Raw genomic sequence first — 15,903 nt, 5'->3', positions numbered from 1 at the left:
TGAGACTCCTAAGGGCGCAAAGCGCCGGGGAGGCTCACCGCACACCCCGCGGAAAGCGAGTATCCTGGAGCGGAAATCAACACTTCCAATAGCTGCAATGGTATGTAATAGTTAAATGAAATTAACCCCTTAAAAAGGAGGTTCTTATGAGCGGTAATGATCAGCAAATCAGGCAAGAACGACTGTCGCTTCTTTTAGAACAACTTGGAATTCCTGATGAGATGAAAACTGGCTTTTCAGGTGGAACGATTGAAAAACTGACAATTGATAAGGTGAATAGAAGCTGGCATTTTTTAATTGGAATAGAACGTCCTTTATCTTCTAATAGCTATGCATGGTTCAGTTCAAGTTTACGGCAAACATTTGAGCATATTGCAAAAGTTACTTTTTCCATACAATGTGCTGAAAGCTTTCAGTCTGAAGAATTGCTTGCTTATTGGCCTTTGTGCAAAGAACAGCTCGTAAATACAGCAGGTCCCAGTCTCGGAAGTATGCTTTCAACACAAGAGCCTTCAGCGGAAGGTAATTTTTTATGTCTAACAGTAAGAAATGACGCAGAAGAGGCACTTGTACATCGAAAGTTATCTCCAATCATAAAAGATATGTACCAACAGTTTGGATTTCATTCTGTACTTTTAAAAACTGAAATTAATCACTCTGAAGAAGATTATCAGAGGTTTATAGAGCAAAAGAAACAAGAAGACAATCATAAAATTATGGAAGCTCTTGTAGAAAAAGAAAAAGCAGCTAAAAGAGCTGATGCGCCAGCTGCCAGAACTGACATTATGATCGGCTATTCGATCAAGGATGAACCAGTTCCGATTCAGACTATACAAGATGAAGAACGAAGGATCACTATCCAGGGATATGTGTTTCATTCTGAAACAAGAGAACTTCGCAGCGGCAGAACACTATTAACTTTTAAGATCACAGATTATACAGATTCACTTCTTATTAAGATTTTCTCACGTGATAAGGAAGATATTCCGATTCTGCAGGGCATTCAAAAGGGAATGTGGCTAAAGGTTCGCGGAGGCATACAAAATGATACGTTTGTCAGAGATCTGGTAATGATAGCAAACGATATTAATGAGATAAAACCTGAAACAAGAAAAGATCTTGCTGAAGAAAATAAAAAGCGTGTAGAACTTCATTTGCACACACCGATGAGTCAAATGGATGCAGTCTCCTCAGTATCTGCAATGGTTGGACAAGCAAAGAAATGGGGACATCCGGCGATCGCCATTACTGATCATGCAGGTGTACAGTCTTTCCCTGAAGCATATAGTGCAGGAAAGAAAAACGATATCAAAATTTTGTACGGACTCGAAGCGAATCTAGTAGATGATGGTGTGCCGATTGCTTATAATGAAGCACCTAGAAAGCTTGCTGAAGAAACTTATGTTGTTTTTGACGTGGAAACAACGGGTCTTTCAGCCGTTTATAATAAGATCATAGAACTTGCAGCTGTTAAGATTAGAGGCGGAGAGATCGTTGACAGATTTGAAGCTTTCGCTAATCCGCATGAATCCTTGTCACAGACTACTATCGAATTAACTGGTATTACCGATGATATGGTGGAGAATGCTCCTGAGATCGAAGAAGTCCTTCGAGATTTTTATGCATTTATGGGTGATGACATCCTTGTTGCGCATAATGCGAGCTTCGATATGGGGTTCCTGAATGAAGGTTTGCGTAAGATCGATTTAGGAGAAGCGAAGAACCCTGTTATTGATACACTGGAACTTGCCAGATTCTTGCTGCCTCAGTTAAAGAATCATAGATTGAACACACTCTGTAAACGGTTTGATATTGAACTTACACAGCATCACCGTGCCATCTATGATGCTGAAGCAACTGGCTATCTTTTATGGAAGCTACTAAAAGAAACCTTTGAAAAAGAGATCTTTTATCATGACAGGCTGAACGATAATATGGGGCAAGGCGGTTTTCAACGTTCACGTCCTTTTCATTGCACACTTCTTGCTGCTACCCAAGAGGGATTGAAGAACTTATATAAACTAGTTTCAGAGTCTCATTTATCTTATTTCTACAGAACACCGCGTATACCCCGGTCCCGTTTAAGCAAGCTTCGGGAAGGAATCTTAGTAGGTTCCGCATGTGATAAAGGCGAAGTTTTTGAGGGAATGATGCAAAAACCGATAGAGGAAGTAGAAAAGATTGCTTCTTTTTATGATTACTTAGAAATACAGCCGCCAAGCAATTATTATCATCTGATCGAAAGAGAGCTTGTATCAGATGAGATGAACCTGAGAGAGATTCTCTCAAATATCGTAAAGCTGGGTGAGAAACTGGATAAGCCGGTGGTTGCCACAGGCAATGTACATTACTTAAATCCGGAAGATGCGATATACAGGAAAATCTTAATATCATCTCAAGGCGGAGCCAACCCGTTGAACAGACAGACACTTCCTGAAGTTCATTTTAGAACGACAGATGAAATGCTGAATTTGTTTTCTTTTTTGGGTGAGGAGACTGCAGAAAAAGTAGTGTGTCACAACACTAGGCATATAGCGGATTCAATAGCTGAAATCAAACCGATTCCAGATGACCTCTATACTCCGAAGATCGAGGGAGCAGATGAAGAAGTCCGGTCAATGAGTTATAACCGTGCGAGAAGCATATACGGAGAAAACCTCCCTGAACTAGTGGAGAAGAGGCTCGAAAAAGAACTTACAAGCATCATCGGTCATGGTTTTGCTGTTATTTACTTGATCTCGCATAAGCTTGTTAAAAAGTCACTGATTGACGGATATCTTGTAGGATCACGTGGATCAGTAGGATCTTCATTTGTTGCTACTATGACAGAAATTACAGAAGTTAATCCTCTGCCGCCGCACTATGTTTGCCCAAGCTGCAAAGAGTCGCATTTCTTTAACGATGGATCAGTCGGTTCAGGGTATGACCTGCCGGATAAAGAATGTCCGAATTGTAATGTTCTATATATTAAAGACGGACAGGACATTCCCTTTGAAACATTCCTTGGCTTTAAGGGGGATAAAGTACCCGATATCGACTTGAACTTCTCAGGAGAATATCAGCCAAGAGCACATAATTATACGAAAGAGCTTTTCGGTGTAGATTATGTGTATCGTGCAGGTACGATAGGTACTGTTGCGGAAAAGACAGCATATGGCTATGTAAAAGGTTATGCAAGTGACAATAACCTCACAATCCGATCGGCAGAAGTTGATCGTTTAGTGTCAGGATGCACTGGCGTAAAAAGAACCACTGGACAGCATCCGGGCGGAATTATTGTAGTACCTGACTATATGGATATATACGATTTTTGTCCAATTCAGTTCCCTGCGGATGACAGTTCATCTGAATGGAAAACAACACATTTTGATTTCCATTCTATCCATGATAACTTGCTTAAGCTTGATATATTAGGACACGATGATCCAACGGTAATCCGCATGCTTCAAGATTTGAGCGGAATTGATCCTAAAACAATTCCTGCTTCCGACCCGGAAGTTATGAAAATCTTCTCAGGCCCTGAAGTGCTGGGGGTAACCGACGAACAGATCATGTGCAAAACAGGAACACTGGGAATACCAGAATTCGGTACTAAGTTTGTAAGACAGATGTTAGAGGAAACAAAACCAAGCACTTTCTCAGAACTCGTACAGATCTCCGGATTGTCACATGGTACAGACGTTTGGCTGAATAATGCAAATGAACTTATCGCAAATGGGACATGTGTCTTAAAAGATGTTATCGGCTGCCGTGATGACATCATGGTCTACCTTATCTATAAGGGACTTGAGCCTTCACTAGCGTTTAAAATTATGGAGAGCGTCCGTAAAGGTAAAGGTCTTCCTGAAGAATGGATCGAAGAAATGAAAAACAACGATGTGCCTGACTGGTATATCGGTTCATGTCTAAAGATCAAATACATGTTCCCGAAAGCCCATGCTGCAGCTTACGTATTAATGGCTGTCCGGATCGCATATTTTAAAGTGCATTATCCAATCTGGTTCTATGCAGCATACTTTACTGTAAGAGCTGACGACTTTGACGTTGAATCCATGATTCGCGGTTCAAAAGCTCTTCGTGCCAAAATTGAAGAGATCTCGGCTAAGGGTCTTGATGCTTCAACAAAAGAAAAGAACCTGCAAACTGTCCTTGAACTCGCACTTGAGATGTGCGAAAGAGGTCTTTCATTCCAAAAGATAGACTTATATCGTTCAAGTGCTACTGATTTTCTAGTAGAAGGGGATACACTGATTCCGCCTTTCAATTCCATCGCCGGACTTGGAACAAACGCTGCTCTAAATATTGTAAAAGCAAGGGAAGATGGGGAGTTCCTTTCAAAAGAGGATCTTCAGCAGCGTGCAAAATTATCTAAGACCATTATTGAGTATTTAGATGATCAGGGATGTCTGGAAGGACTGCCCGATGCAAATCAGCTTTCTCTCTTCTAACACAAGGGTTTAAGCAGGAAGAAAGTTGCAGTATTTTATTGGTTATGGTATAGTATTTTTGGAAATACTGTTGAATGAATAACTGTCGGCGAAAGAGTGGGGCTCCCCACTCTTTCGTTACGTTTTAAGGTCATTCAGCCAGAAGGAGGGCAGCAATGAGTCAGAAGATTACAGAGCTCACGACTGAGCTTGTAACCCCAATCGTTGAAAAACTAGGACTTGAACTTGTTGACGTTGAATTTGTTAAAGAGGGTAAAAACTGGTTCCTCCGTGTTTATATCGACTCAACCGGCGGTGTTGATATCGAAGAATGCGGAACTGTCAGTGAACAGTTAAGTGAAAAGTTAGATGAACTTGATCCGATTGAACAGCCCTACTTTTTAGAAGTATCTTCTCCAGGAGTGGAAAGACCGCTTAAGAAGCCAGAAGATGTTAAAAATGCAATTGGCAAAAATGTAAACATAAAACTTTATGAGCCTATTAATGGTGAAAAAGTATATGAAGGACTTTTAAAAGACTTTGACGGTGAAACGCTGTTTATGGAGATTAAAGTAAAAACCCAAGTCAAGAAGGTAGAGCTGCCATATAAAAAAGTGGCAAACGCCCGTCTTGCGGTTGTTTTTTAATGAAGAGGGGAGTAAAAAAATGAGTACCGAGCTTTTGGATGCACTTACATTATTGGAAAAAGAAAAAGGGATCAGCAAAGATGTAATTATTGAAGCGATTGAAGCAGCCCTTATTTCAGCGTATAAACGCAATTTTCATCAAGCGCAAAATGTACGTGTGGATTTTAACAGAGATACAGGCAGTATCCGTGTATTTTCTAGAAAAAACGTGGTTGCTGAGGTTGAAGACGATCGTCAAGAGATTTCAGTTACTGAAGCACAAGCGATCAACCCTGGTTATGAGATAGATGATATTGTAGAAGAGGAAGTAACACCTAAGGATTTTGGACGTATTGCCGCTCAAACTGCTAAACAAGTTGTTACACAGCGTGTACGGGAAGCAGAACGCGGAATCATCTTTTCTGAGTTTATCGATCGTGAAGAAGATATTATCACAGGTATCGTCCAGCGTCAGGACCATCGTTATATGTATGTCAGTCTTGGCCGTGTTGAAGCATTATTGCCCGCAGCTGAGCAGATGCCTGGTGAATCACACACTACGAATGACCGCATTAAAGTATATATCACCAAAGTTGAGAAGACGACTAAAGGACCTCAAATTTTAGTTTCACGTACTCACCCTGGACTTTTAAAACGATTGTTCGAACTAGAAGTGCCTGAAATTTATGATGGAACAGTTGAGATTAAATCTATTGCACGTGAAGCGGGAGACCGTTCTAAAATTGCTGTTCATGCAGCAGATCCTGCAGTTGATCCTGTAGGTTCTTGTGTAGGGCAAAAAGGTGCACGTGTGCAAACGATCGTTAATGAACTTAACGGCGAGAAGATTGATATTGTTCGCTGGAGTGAAGATCCTGTCGTTTACGTGGCAAACTCTTTAAGTCCTGCAAAAGTTCTTGAAGTACAAGTGAACGAAGAAGATAAGATGACTACGGTAATCGTACCTGATTATCAGTTGTCACTGGCGATTGGCAAACGTGGTCAGAATGCACGCCTTGCTGCCAAGTTAACAGGTTGGAAGATTGATATTAAAAGTGAATCAGAAGCTGTAGAATCAGGTGTCTATGACCCTTCGAATTCAACGAATGATTCTTTCTATAACGATTCTGTCGAGGATGAAGAGTAAGAGAAGACGAGGTGGAGACAATGAAAACCCGCAAAATTCCAATGAGAAAATGCGTAGCCTGCCAAGAAATGAAGGCGAAAAAAGAATTAACACGTATTGTCCGCTCACCTGAAGGGGAAGTCTCTGTTGACTCAACCGGAAAAAAATCCGGAAGAGGAGCTTATCTTTGTCATGGACTTGTTTGTATTGAACAAGCAAAAAAGAAAAAGATTCTAGAGACACACTTGAAGTCGAAAATTCCTGCTGAATTATACGAACTACTTGAAAAAGGAAGTCATACATCTTGAAAAACAGCCGATGGGAAAACTTTCTTGGAATAGCAGCTCGGGCTGGAAAAGTAATATCTGGGGAAGAGCTCGTAGTAAAAAGCATACAAAAACAAAACGCAAAAATTGTTCTATTATCAAAAGATGCTTCTGAAAACACAAAGAAAAAGGTAACAGATAAGTGTCTTTTCTATAAAGTCGACTATTTTTGGATAGAAGATCGAAATGTTTTAGGAAAAGCAATTGGAAAAGAACAGCGAGTTGTAGTTGCTGTAAATGATCAAGGATTTTCAAAGCGTTTAAAGGAACTTCTTGATCACTAACACGGGGGTGAACATATGAGTAAAATACGCGTATACGAATATGCGAAACAGAAAAATGTTCAAAGTAAAGACATAATCGAAAAGCTTAAAACAATGGATGTCCATGTGGCGAATCATATGTCTATGATCGATCAGGCTGCTTTAACAAAGCTCGATGAAGCTTATAATTCAAAAGCACAAAAAGATCAGCCTGCAAAACCAAAAAATCAGAATCAACTCCCTAAAACAGATAAGAATAGAAACAACTCTGGTAACGACACCAAATCTAATAAAAAGGAAGTTCAAAAAGAGAGTAATATGAAAATTAAAAAAGAGACCGATAACCGTAACTCATCACAAACAAAAAGCCCGCAAACTCAAGGGGCGAAGCCAGGTAATTCAAATAGCCAAAATGCTGCAAAGAATAACAATTCTAAAAACAGCAACAACAGCAACAACAGAAACCAGAATAACAACAACAGAAATAACAATAACCGAAACAATAACAACAAGAACCAGAACAGAAATAAACAAAACAGAGGCGGAGGCAGCCAGCAGCAAGCTCCTCAAAAGAAGGTTCTTGAGACTCCGAGCAAAATCACCTTTACTGATACTCTTCAGGTAGGTGAACTTGCGAAAAAATTAAACAAAGATACTTCTGAAATCATCAAAAAGCTAATGGGCCTTGGTATTATGGCAACGATCAATCAAGAGCTTGATAAAGAAGCGATTGAACTAATCGCCGCTGATTATGATGTTGAAGTGGAAGAAGAAATTATCGTTGATGAAACGGAATTCGAAAATTATGAAGTCGTTGACGATGAAAAAGATATGCAAGTACGTCCGCCGGTTGTAACAATCATGGGGCACGTTGACCATGGTAAAACAACGCTTCTTGATGCTATTCGAAACACGAAAGTAACTGCAGGGGAAGCCGGTGGTATCACTCAGCACATCGGTGCATACCAAATCACAAACAACGGTAAACAAATTACTTTCCTTGATACACCAGGACATGCTGCGTTTACAACTATGCGTGCACGCGGTGCTCAAGTAACGGATATTACAATTCTTGTTGTAGCTGCTGACGATGGTGTAATGCCGCAGACAGTTGAAGCGATCAACCATGCAAAAGCCGCTGAAGTACCAATTATCGTAGCAGTCAACAAAATGGATAAAGAAGCTGCTAACCCAGACCGAGTTATGCAGGAACTTACTGAACATGGACTAGTTTCTGAAGCATGGGGCGGAGATACAATCTTCGTTAACGTTTCAGCTATTAAAGGTGACGGAATTGATGACCTTCTTGAAATGATCAACCTTGTTTCAGAAGTAGAAGAATTAAAAGCAAATCCTAACCGAACTGCTGCTGGAACTGTAATTGAAGCACAGCTTGACAAAGGCCGAGGTTCTGTTGCAACGCTTCTAGTGCAGTCAGGTACATTAAATGTTGGGGATGCTATCGTAGTTGGACATACGTTCGGACGTGTTCGTGCGATGGTAAATGATCTAGGTCGCCGTGTTAAATCTGTTGGACCTTCTACTCCTGTTGAAATTACGGGATTGAATGATGTTCCACAAGCTGGAGACCCATTCATGGTATTTGCTGATGAGAAAAAAGCTCGCCAAGTCGGAGAATCCCGTTTCAAGAAACAACAGGATGCTCAGCGTAAAGAATCTTCTAAACTTAACCTTGATGACCTCTTTAATCAGATTAAAGAAGGTGAGATTAAAGATATCAATGTCATCATTAAAGGTGATGTTCAAGGTTCTGTAGAAGCACTTGCTGGTTCTCTTCAAAAGATCGATGTTGAAGGTGTTAAGGTTAAAATTATTCACTCAGGTGTTGGAGCGATCAACGAGTATGATATCATGCTTGCATCTGCTTCAAATGCAATCGTAATCGGTTTTAACGTTCGTCCGGATGCAGGTGCTAAACGTACTGCTGACGCTGAGAAGGTTGATGTTCGTCTTCACCGTATCATCTACAACGTTATTGAAGAAATCGAATCAGCGATGAAAGGTATGCTTGATCCTGAATTCGAAGAAAAAGTTATCGGCCAGGTTGAAGTAAGAACAACCTTTAAAGTATCTAAAGTTGGAACAATTGCTGGCTGTTATGTTACTGAAGGTAAAATTACGAGAGATTCCACAGTACGTTTGATCCGTGATGGTGTTGTTTCTTACGAAGGCAAAATTGATGCACTTAAACGTTTCAAAGATGATGCCAAAGAAGTTTCAGCTGGATACGAATGTGGTATTACTCTTGAAAAGTTCAATGATATTAAAGAAGGCGATATCATTGAAGCTTATATTATGGAAGAAATTAAAGTAAAATGATCGGATTATTAACGGTTGAGTTTTTCATATATGAAGCACAGTCGTTAAAAGATAAGCGTTCAGTTGTTCAAAAAGCGGTTAACAGACTTCGGCAGCGCTTTAATCTTGCTGTATCTGAAACTGGATTCCAGGATTTATGGCAGCGGGCAGAGATAAGTATGGTAACCGTTTCTTCGGACAAAATAATAGCAGAAAAAGAATTGCAAAGAGCACTTGCAATGATTACATCTATTACCGAATTGGAAGTAACCGATTCTAAAGTGGAGTGGCTATAAGGCAAGTGGCAAGAAACGGGGTGTATAAATTATGGGCACAATCCGTTCCAACCGTGTTGGGGAACAGATGAAAAAAGAACTTACTGATATTATTGGCAGGAAACTAAAAGACCCCCGCGTTGGTTTTGTAACTGTTACGGCGGTTGATGTAACTGGTGACCTGCAGCAAGCGACTGTATACGTTTCTGTTTTTGGCGACAGTGAACAAAAAGAACAGACTTTGCGCAGTCTTGCTAAAGCTACTGGTTTTATCAGGACTGAAATTGGAAAACGTATTCGCATGCGTAAAACACCGGACATCTTCTTTAAATTTGATGAATCCTTAAATTATGGAAGCAAGATCGAAAGTCTTTTGTCTGAGATTAAACGAGATGACGAAGACAGCGAAGAAAACGAAGATTATCCGAAACCATAATAGGAAATGGATAGGCAATTAAATAAATTGTCTATCCATTTTTTGCTTGAAATACATCATGGCTATTTTCTAAGATTTTTTTTAAAATACTCTTCGTCGACAATGTTGATTGTAGTGGAAGATGCGAGACTCCTGCGGGAGCAGCGTGCCAGCTGCCTGAGTTTACTTCTCGCAAGGCATGCGACGAGGAAGCTTGCTGCGGCAGGATTTTCTAATTACACAGGAGCAACACTAAATATCTTTCACCGTGGGCACCGCACGCCCCGCGGAAAGCGAGCATCCTGGAACGGAAATCAACCACTTCACATAGCAACAGAGTTTGCGAACAGCCAAAATTATTTAACTTATGCAGGTATGTAAAAGGAGAAATTGATATGACTTTTAGGCAAGGAATTTTAGCACTGAAAAAACCTGCCGGAATGACATCACATGACTGTGTAGGAAAAATACGCAGAATCTTTTCAACTAAAAAAGTGGGACACACGGGAACCCTGGATCCGGAAGTTACAGGAGTGCTGCCTATCTGTATTGGCAGAGCAACAAAAATTGCTGAGTATATGTCTGACTATGGCAAGGAATATATCGGTGAAGTTACGCTCGGTTTTTCGACAGAGACAGAAGATGCACATGGCGAAAAAGTAATGGAAAAACAAGTAGAGGAAGATATATACTTTGGAAAAATAAAAGAGATTTTGCAGTCTCTTACAGGTGAGATTGAACAAGTTCCTCCAATGTATTCGGCTGTTAAAGTTAACGGGAAAAAACTTTATGAATATGCAAGGCAGGGAATTCAAATCGAAAGGCCAAAACGGAAAGTTACTATACATGAGCTTGAACTGCTGAATACAGAGGATACTTTAAGTAAAGAAAATCCTGTTTTTTCATTTAGAGTAAAATGTTCGAAAGGGACTTATGTCCGTACACTCGCTGTTGCTATTGGTGAAAAACTAGGTTATCCCGCTCATATGTCATCTCTGATAAGAACAGCCTCAGGTCCATTTACTTTAAACGATTGTGTCACGTTTGAAGAGCTGGAAAACACAGAGTCACCTTTGGAAAATTACTTATTTCCACTAGAGAGAGGAATCTCGCATTTTCCAAAATGGACAGTTGATGAGGAGACTGAGGGTCAAGTAAGAAATGGCTCAGTGCTCCCAAAACCAAAAGAGTTGGAACAAAGTCCGTTTGGTGTTTATAATGAAGAAGGAAAATGTCTAGCCATCTATCAGCTGCATCCTTCTAAACCTGGTTTGATAAAACCAGCGAAAGTGTTAGCCATTGAATAACGAAACAGGTTAGTAGGTGAGTTTTTGGAAACGATCGTCATTAATCATCCTCATCATTATGAAAAAGAAAGTCTCCCGCCATTAATCTTGGCATTAGGCTATTTCGATGGAATTCACATCGGACATCAGCGTGTGATAAATACAGCTGTTGAACTTGCAGAAAGAAATAGAGCAATTCCAGCTGTTATGAGTTTTCATCCACATCCTTCTGTAGTTTTAGGGAAAGCGGATGAAACTTGGACATATATCACACCGCTTGAAGAAAAGAAAAAGATTTTAGAAAGTATGGGAGTTAAACGTTTTTATCTTGTGAAATTCGATCTTGATTTCGCTTCACTCTCTACAAAGGATTTTGTTGACCAGTATATTATCGGTTTAAATGTAAAGCATGTTGTAACAGGATTTGATTTTACATACGGCAAGTATGGAAAAGGAAATGTGGAAACACTGGTTCATGAAGCTGACGGCAAATTCGGTCAAACTGTAATTGAGAAAATTGAAGAAAAGGGTCAGAAAATAAGTTCTACCCTTATTCGCCAATGCCTAAGAGAAGGACTGGTCGAGAGCATAGTTCATTATCTCGGCAGAAGATATAAACTCAATGGTACTGTCATACATGGAGACAAACGCGGACGTACAATAGGTTTTCCTACAGCTAATCTTGACACGGATGTCTATACCCTTCCAAAAACAGGGGTTTACGCCGTAGAAGTTAATGTTGACGGAGAAAAGTACTATGCGATGGCAAATGTGGGCTATAAGCCAACTTTTAAAGATGATCAAAAAATGCCTTCTTTAGAAGTTCATATTTTTAATTTTCAAAAAGAGATTTATGGGAGAACGATTAGTGTTACTTGGCTTAAAAGGATCAGGGATGAAAAGAAATTCAATTCTATTGATGAATTGATCGAACAGCTAAAAACAGATAAAAACGAGACATTATCGATCATACAGTCAATGTGTTAAAAAAACTTGCATTTATTTCTTAAACAGGCTATGCTAATACATGTACATTTTTAATGTGCAAAATAACCGTTGCTTGGCAAGTCGAGTCACCGACGCTTGCTCGGTAATAGGTGTTTCTAATATTAAGGAGGTGAAAAGGATGGCTATTACTCAAGAGCGTAAAAACGAACTAATCAGCGAGTATAAGGTACATGATACGGACACTGGATCTCCAGAAGTTCAAATCGCTATCCTTACTGAACAAATTAATGAGTTGAATGATCACTTGCGTACACACAAGAAAGATCACCACTCACGTCGTGGTCTATTAAAAATGGTTGGTAAGCGCCGTAACTTGTTAACGTACCTGCGTAACAAGGAAGTCACGCGTTACCGCGAATTGATCGGAAGACTAGGATTACGTCGTTAATCCAACAAAAGCGGGATTTAATCCCGCTTTTTTTATTGCAAGTAATACGATATCGGACATATCAGAAATGTTTTATACATATTACTAAATTCTTTACAGTTTTTCTTTTTAGGAAGGACTACGTTAGGATATAATAGAACCATAAAATACTAGGATTTTTTAAGTGTTGAGAGGAGTACCAAGTAAAATGGATCAACAAAAACGAACTTTTACAATGGACTGGGCGGGCAGAACGCTTACGTTCGAAATTGGAGAATTAGCAAAACAAGCAAACGGTGCTGTTATGGTCAGATATGGTGATACTGCAGTACTTTCTACTGCTGTAGCTTCAAAACAGCCCAAAAATTTAAGTTTTTTCCCACTGACAGTAAACTACGAGGAACGTTTATACGCAGTTGGTAAAATCCCTGGAGGATTTATTAAACGTGAAGGCCGTCCAAGTGAAAAAGCTGTATTGGCAAGCCGCTTGATTGACCGTCCGATCCGTCCTTTATTTGCTGATGGTTTCCGTAACGAAGTACAAGTTGTCAGCACTGTAATGAGTGTTGATCAAAACTGTTCTTCTGAAATGGCAGCAATGATCGGATCATCCCTTGCATTATCTATTTCCGATATTCCTTTTGAAGGACCAATCGCGGGTGTTACTGTCGGGCGTATTGATGGCGAGTTTGTTATCAACCCGACTGTTGAACAAAACGAGAAAAGTGATATTCAATTAATCGTCGCAGGAACAAAACATGCGATTAACATGGTTGAAGCTGGCGCAGAAGAAGTTTCTGAGGAAACAATGCTTGAAGCAATCATGTTCGGTCATGAAGAGATTAAGAAGTTAATTGCATTCCAAGAAGAAATCGTTTCAGAAATCGGCAAAGAAAAAATGGAAATTGTTCTTCATGAACTTGATAAGGATCTTGAGCAGGAAGTCCGTGAATTTGTCGGCAGCGATGTAAAAGAAGCAGTAAAAGTAATTGAGAAACACGCACGCCAAGAAGCCCTTGATGCAGTTGGTGCAAATCTCGCTTCTCGTTATGAAGAAGATGAAGAAAAAGCTAATGAATCAAAAGAGATTCTACATAAACTTATCAAAGAAGAAGTTAGACGCTTAATCTTAAAAGAAAAAATCCGTCCAGATGGAAGAAAAACGGATGAAATCCGCAAACTTTCTTCTACTGTAGGAGTTTTAGCTCGAACACATGGTTCTGGTCTGTTTACACGAGGACAGACACAAGCATTAAGTATCTGTACATTGGGAGCATTAGGTGATGTACAGGTTCTTGACGGACTTGGTGTTGAAGAGTCGAAGCGATTTATGCATCAATATAATTTCCCTCCATTCAGTGTTGGTGAAACAGGATTTATGCGCGGACCAGGCAGACGTGAAATCGGTCATGGTGCATTGGGAGAACGCGCTTTAGAACAAGTAATTCCGAATGAAGAGGAATTCCCTTACACAATTCGCTTGGTTTCTGAAGTACTTGAATCAAATGGATCTACTTCTCAAGCAAGTATTTGTGCAAGTACATTGGCACTAATGGATGCTGGTGTGCCGATCAAGGCACCGGTTGCAGGAATTGCGATGGGTCTGATCTCAGATGGTGAGGATGTTACAGTTCTTACAGATATTCAAGGTATGGAAGACCACCTTGGAGACATGGATTTTAAGGTAGCAGGTACACCAAACGGTATCACTGCTCTGCAAATGGATATTAAAATTTCAGGTATCAACCGTGAAATCCTTCAAGAAGCACTAACACAAGCAAAAGAAGGCCGTATGATTATCTTGAAGTCTATGCTTTCTACACTTTCTGAGTCTCGTACGCAATTATCTCAGTATGCTCCTAAGATTTTAACAATGAAGATTAATCCTGACAAAATCCGTGATGTTATTGGGCCAAGCGGGAAAATCATCAATAAGATCATTGAAGAAACTGGAGTTAAGATTGACATCGAGCAAGACGGAACAATCTTTATTGCTTCAACTGATGAGCCGATGAACAATAAGGCGAAGAAGATTATTGAAGATATCGTAAGAGAAGTTCAAGTTGGCGAATATTACATGGGCAAAGTAAAGCGAATTGAAAAATTCGGTGCTTTCGTAGAGCTGTTCAGCGGTAAAGATGGATTAGTCCATATCTCAGAACTAGCTGAAGAGCGTGTAGGTAAAGTAGAAGATGTCGTTAAGCTTGGCGATGAAATCCTTGTGAAAGTTACGGAGATCGATAACCAGGGCCGTGTAAACTTATCACGTAAAGTAGTCTTAAAAGAAGAAAAAGCGAAAAATGAACAGCAGCAGAATGTTTAATTCCATAAAAATAAAGGCCAGCCTTGCACAAGGGCTGGCTTTTTCATTGTTGTCTTAATGTTCCAATAACGTTCTAACTTGTACAGGTTGTACATAACTTGATTACAGGGAGGGGAGTTATGTGAAAAAATCAATTCTTCACTGGACCATCATCGTTTTAATCATAACTGCAACAGCTATTTCAGTGCATAACCCATTTACGAGCACTTACATCGAAAGCATTAAAGCACAGAGTACGGCTGTTTCACAGATGAAATCAAATTCAATCTATGCACAGATTAAAGAAAAAGCTAAGGAATTAAATAAGCCGCCTCAGAATGCTGAAATCGATCCTGTTTGGAAAGCCACTCCCGGCTACAATGGACTAGTTGTAGATATGGAAGAATCTTTTAAGGCAATGAAAAAAATAAATAAATTCGATGAAAAAAAATTAGTTGTAAAGCAAATAGAACCAACCATCCATTTAGAGAACTTGCCTGCTTCTCCCATTTATCGAGGGAATCCTGAGAAACCTATGGTAACCCTTCTTGTAAATGTAGCTTGGGGCAATGAGCATTTGCCGGGTATGCTGCAAACAATGAAGAAGAATAATGTACATTCCACTTTTTTCCTGGATGGTTCATGGGTGAAGAAAAATCCTTCTCTGGCAAAAATGATTGCTGAAGAAAACCATGAAATTGGCAACCATGCATATTCACATCCAGATTTGAAAAAAATGACTAATACGAGAATTACCGAAGAACTCAAACAAACGAATGAAGTCATAAATGCCACTTTGGATAAGTCACCTAAATGGTTTGCGCCGCCAAGCGGAAGCTACCGTAACGATGTTGTTCAAATAGCTGCTGAACTTGATATGAAAACAATTCTTTGGTCTGTCGACACTGTAGACTGGAGGAATCCAAATCCTGATGAGATGGTTGAAAGAGTTCTGAATAAGGTACACCCTGGAGCTATGATTCTAATGCATCCAACAGCCTCAACAGCCACGGGGTTAGAGAAGCTTATTAAAGGTATTAAAAATAAGGGACTCAGTATCGGAACTGTCTCAGATCTCATGGATGAAAAAAGACTGCTTCCAAAATCAATCAAGTAAAGTTGTATAGGAGTTATGATAATGGTATATTGTTCCTATGATTAGT

General features: G+C 39.8%; 13 protein-coding genes. All 13 read left to right on the top strand.

What is annotated here, in order from left to right:
* Positions 1 to 146 precede the first annotated feature (146 nt).
* The 13 genes from ACFW35_RS10095 to ACFW35_RS10035 all read left to right on the top strand — a co-directional run bounded on the left by ACFW35_RS10095 (position 147) and on the right by ACFW35_RS10035 (position 15,857).
* Positions 147 to 4,448: a PolC-type DNA polymerase III gene (locus ACFW35_RS10095; RefSeq protein WP_379845489.1), complete on the top strand. Its 4,302-nt coding sequence runs from the start codon at positions 147 to 149 to the stop codon at positions 4,446 to 4,448.
* A gap of 155 nt (positions 4,449 to 4,603) precedes the next feature.
* Positions 4,604 to 5,074 carry a ribosome maturation factor RimP gene (gene rimP / locus ACFW35_RS10090; protein ID WP_066289524.1) on the top strand — a complete coding sequence of 157 codons (471 nt, stop codon included), beginning with the start codon at positions 4,604 to 4,606 and terminating at the stop codon, positions 5,072 to 5,074.
* A 19-nt stretch (positions 5,075 to 5,093) separates the two neighbouring features.
* Positions 5,094 to 6,200: a transcription termination factor NusA gene (nusA, locus tag ACFW35_RS10085; protein WP_379845487.1), complete on the top strand. Its 1,107-nt coding sequence runs from the start codon at positions 5,094 to 5,096 to the stop codon at positions 6,198 to 6,200.
* A gap of 20 nt (positions 6,201 to 6,220) precedes the next feature.
* On the top strand, positions 6,221 to 6,487 hold the full coding sequence (gene rnpM / locus ACFW35_RS10080) for an RNase P modulator RnpM (RefSeq protein WP_379845486.1): 267 nt from the start codon (positions 6,221 to 6,223) through the stop codon (positions 6,485 to 6,487).
* Positions 6,484 to 6,789, top strand: coding sequence for a YlxQ family RNA-binding protein (locus ACFW35_RS10075; protein ID WP_130295654.1), 306 nt, complete (start codon positions 6,484 to 6,486; stop codon positions 6,787 to 6,789). The genes rnpM and ACFW35_RS10075 overlap by 4 nt, the downstream gene beginning before the upstream one ends.
* Before the next feature lie 15 nt (positions 6,790 to 6,804).
* Positions 6,805 to 9,108 carry a translation initiation factor IF-2 gene (gene infB / locus ACFW35_RS10070; protein ID WP_379833863.1) on the top strand — a complete coding sequence of 768 codons (2,304 nt, stop codon included), beginning with the start codon at positions 6,805 to 6,807 and terminating at the stop codon, positions 9,106 to 9,108.
* A complete protein-coding gene (locus tag ACFW35_RS10065) occupies positions 9,105 to 9,383 on the top strand; it encodes a DUF503 domain-containing protein (protein ID WP_077361220.1) in 279 nt (92 codons plus the stop codon). The genes infB and ACFW35_RS10065 overlap by 4 nt, the downstream gene beginning before the upstream one ends.
* A gap of 31 nt (positions 9,384 to 9,414) precedes the next feature.
* Positions 9,415 to 9,798: a 30S ribosome-binding factor RbfA gene (rbfA, locus tag ACFW35_RS10060; RefSeq protein WP_379833865.1), complete on the top strand. Its 384-nt coding sequence runs from the start codon at positions 9,415 to 9,417 to the stop codon at positions 9,796 to 9,798.
* A 374-nt stretch (positions 9,799 to 10,172) separates the two neighbouring features.
* Positions 10,173 to 11,084 (top strand): tRNA pseudouridine(55) synthase TruB, encoded by a 912-nt coding sequence (gene truB, locus ACFW35_RS10055; RefSeq protein WP_379845485.1) that lies wholly within the window; start codon positions 10,173 to 10,175, stop codon positions 11,082 to 11,084.
* Between the two features lie 24 nt (positions 11,085 to 11,108).
* On the top strand, positions 11,109 to 12,050 hold the full coding sequence (locus ACFW35_RS10050) for a bifunctional riboflavin kinase/FAD synthetase (RefSeq protein ID WP_379845483.1): 942 nt from the start codon (positions 11,109 to 11,111) through the stop codon (positions 12,048 to 12,050).
* Between the two features lie 139 nt (positions 12,051 to 12,189).
* Positions 12,190 to 12,459 carry a 30S ribosomal protein S15 gene (gene rpsO, locus ACFW35_RS10045; protein WP_379845481.1) on the top strand — a complete coding sequence of 90 codons (270 nt, stop codon included), beginning with the start codon at positions 12,190 to 12,192 and terminating at the stop codon, positions 12,457 to 12,459.
* A gap of 187 nt (positions 12,460 to 12,646) precedes the next feature.
* Complete coding sequence (pnp, locus tag ACFW35_RS10040; protein WP_379845480.1) at positions 12,647 to 14,761, top strand: polyribonucleotide nucleotidyltransferase; 2,115 nt, start codon at positions 12,647 to 12,649, stop codon at positions 14,759 to 14,761.
* A gap of 121 nt (positions 14,762 to 14,882) precedes the next feature.
* Positions 14,883 to 15,857 carry a polysaccharide deacetylase family protein gene (locus ACFW35_RS10035; RefSeq protein WP_379845478.1) on the top strand — a complete coding sequence of 325 codons (975 nt, stop codon included), beginning with the start codon at positions 14,883 to 14,885 and terminating at the stop codon, positions 15,855 to 15,857.
* The last annotated feature ends 46 nt before the right edge of the window (positions 15,858 to 15,903 follow it).

Source organism: Fictibacillus sp. NPDC058756 (assembly GCF_042746035.1).
GTDB lineage: Bacteria > Bacillota > Bacilli > Bacillales > Fictibacillaceae > Fictibacillus.
The sequence above is the reverse complement of the archived record's forward strand: the minus strand, read 5'-3'. Positions and strand labels throughout refer to the sequence as shown.

What these genes read in the sequence shown, in the direction of transcription:
- ACFW35_RS10095 (WP_379845489.1), top strand. Translation starts at nt 147, where the DNA reads ATGAGCGGTAATGATCAGCAAATCAGGCAAGAACGACTGTCGCTTCTT.
- rimP (WP_066289524.1), top strand. Translation starts at nt 4,604, where the DNA reads ATGAGTCAGAAGATTACAGAGCTCACGACTGAGCTTGTAACCCCAATC.
- nusA (WP_379845487.1), top strand. Translation starts at nt 5,094, where the DNA reads ATGAGTACCGAGCTTTTGGATGCACTTACATTATTGGAAAAAGAAAAA.
- rnpM (WP_379845486.1), top strand. Translation starts at nt 6,221, where the DNA reads ATGAAAACCCGCAAAATTCCAATGAGAAAATGCGTAGCCTGCCAAGAA.
- infB (WP_379833863.1), top strand. Translation starts at nt 6,805, where the DNA reads ATGAGTAAAATACGCGTATACGAATATGCGAAACAGAAAAATGTTCAA.
- ACFW35_RS10065 (WP_077361220.1), top strand. Translation starts at nt 9,105, where the DNA reads ATGATCGGATTATTAACGGTTGAGTTTTTCATATATGAAGCACAGTCG.
- rbfA (WP_379833865.1), top strand. Translation starts at nt 9,415, where the DNA reads ATGGGCACAATCCGTTCCAACCGTGTTGGGGAACAGATGAAAAAAGAA.
- truB (WP_379845485.1), top strand. Translation starts at nt 10,173, where the DNA reads ATGACTTTTAGGCAAGGAATTTTAGCACTGAAAAAACCTGCCGGAATG.
- rpsO (WP_379845481.1), top strand. Translation starts at nt 12,190, where the DNA reads ATGGCTATTACTCAAGAGCGTAAAAACGAACTAATCAGCGAGTATAAG.
- pnp (WP_379845480.1), top strand. Translation starts at nt 12,647, where the DNA reads ATGGATCAACAAAAACGAACTTTTACAATGGACTGGGCGGGCAGAACG.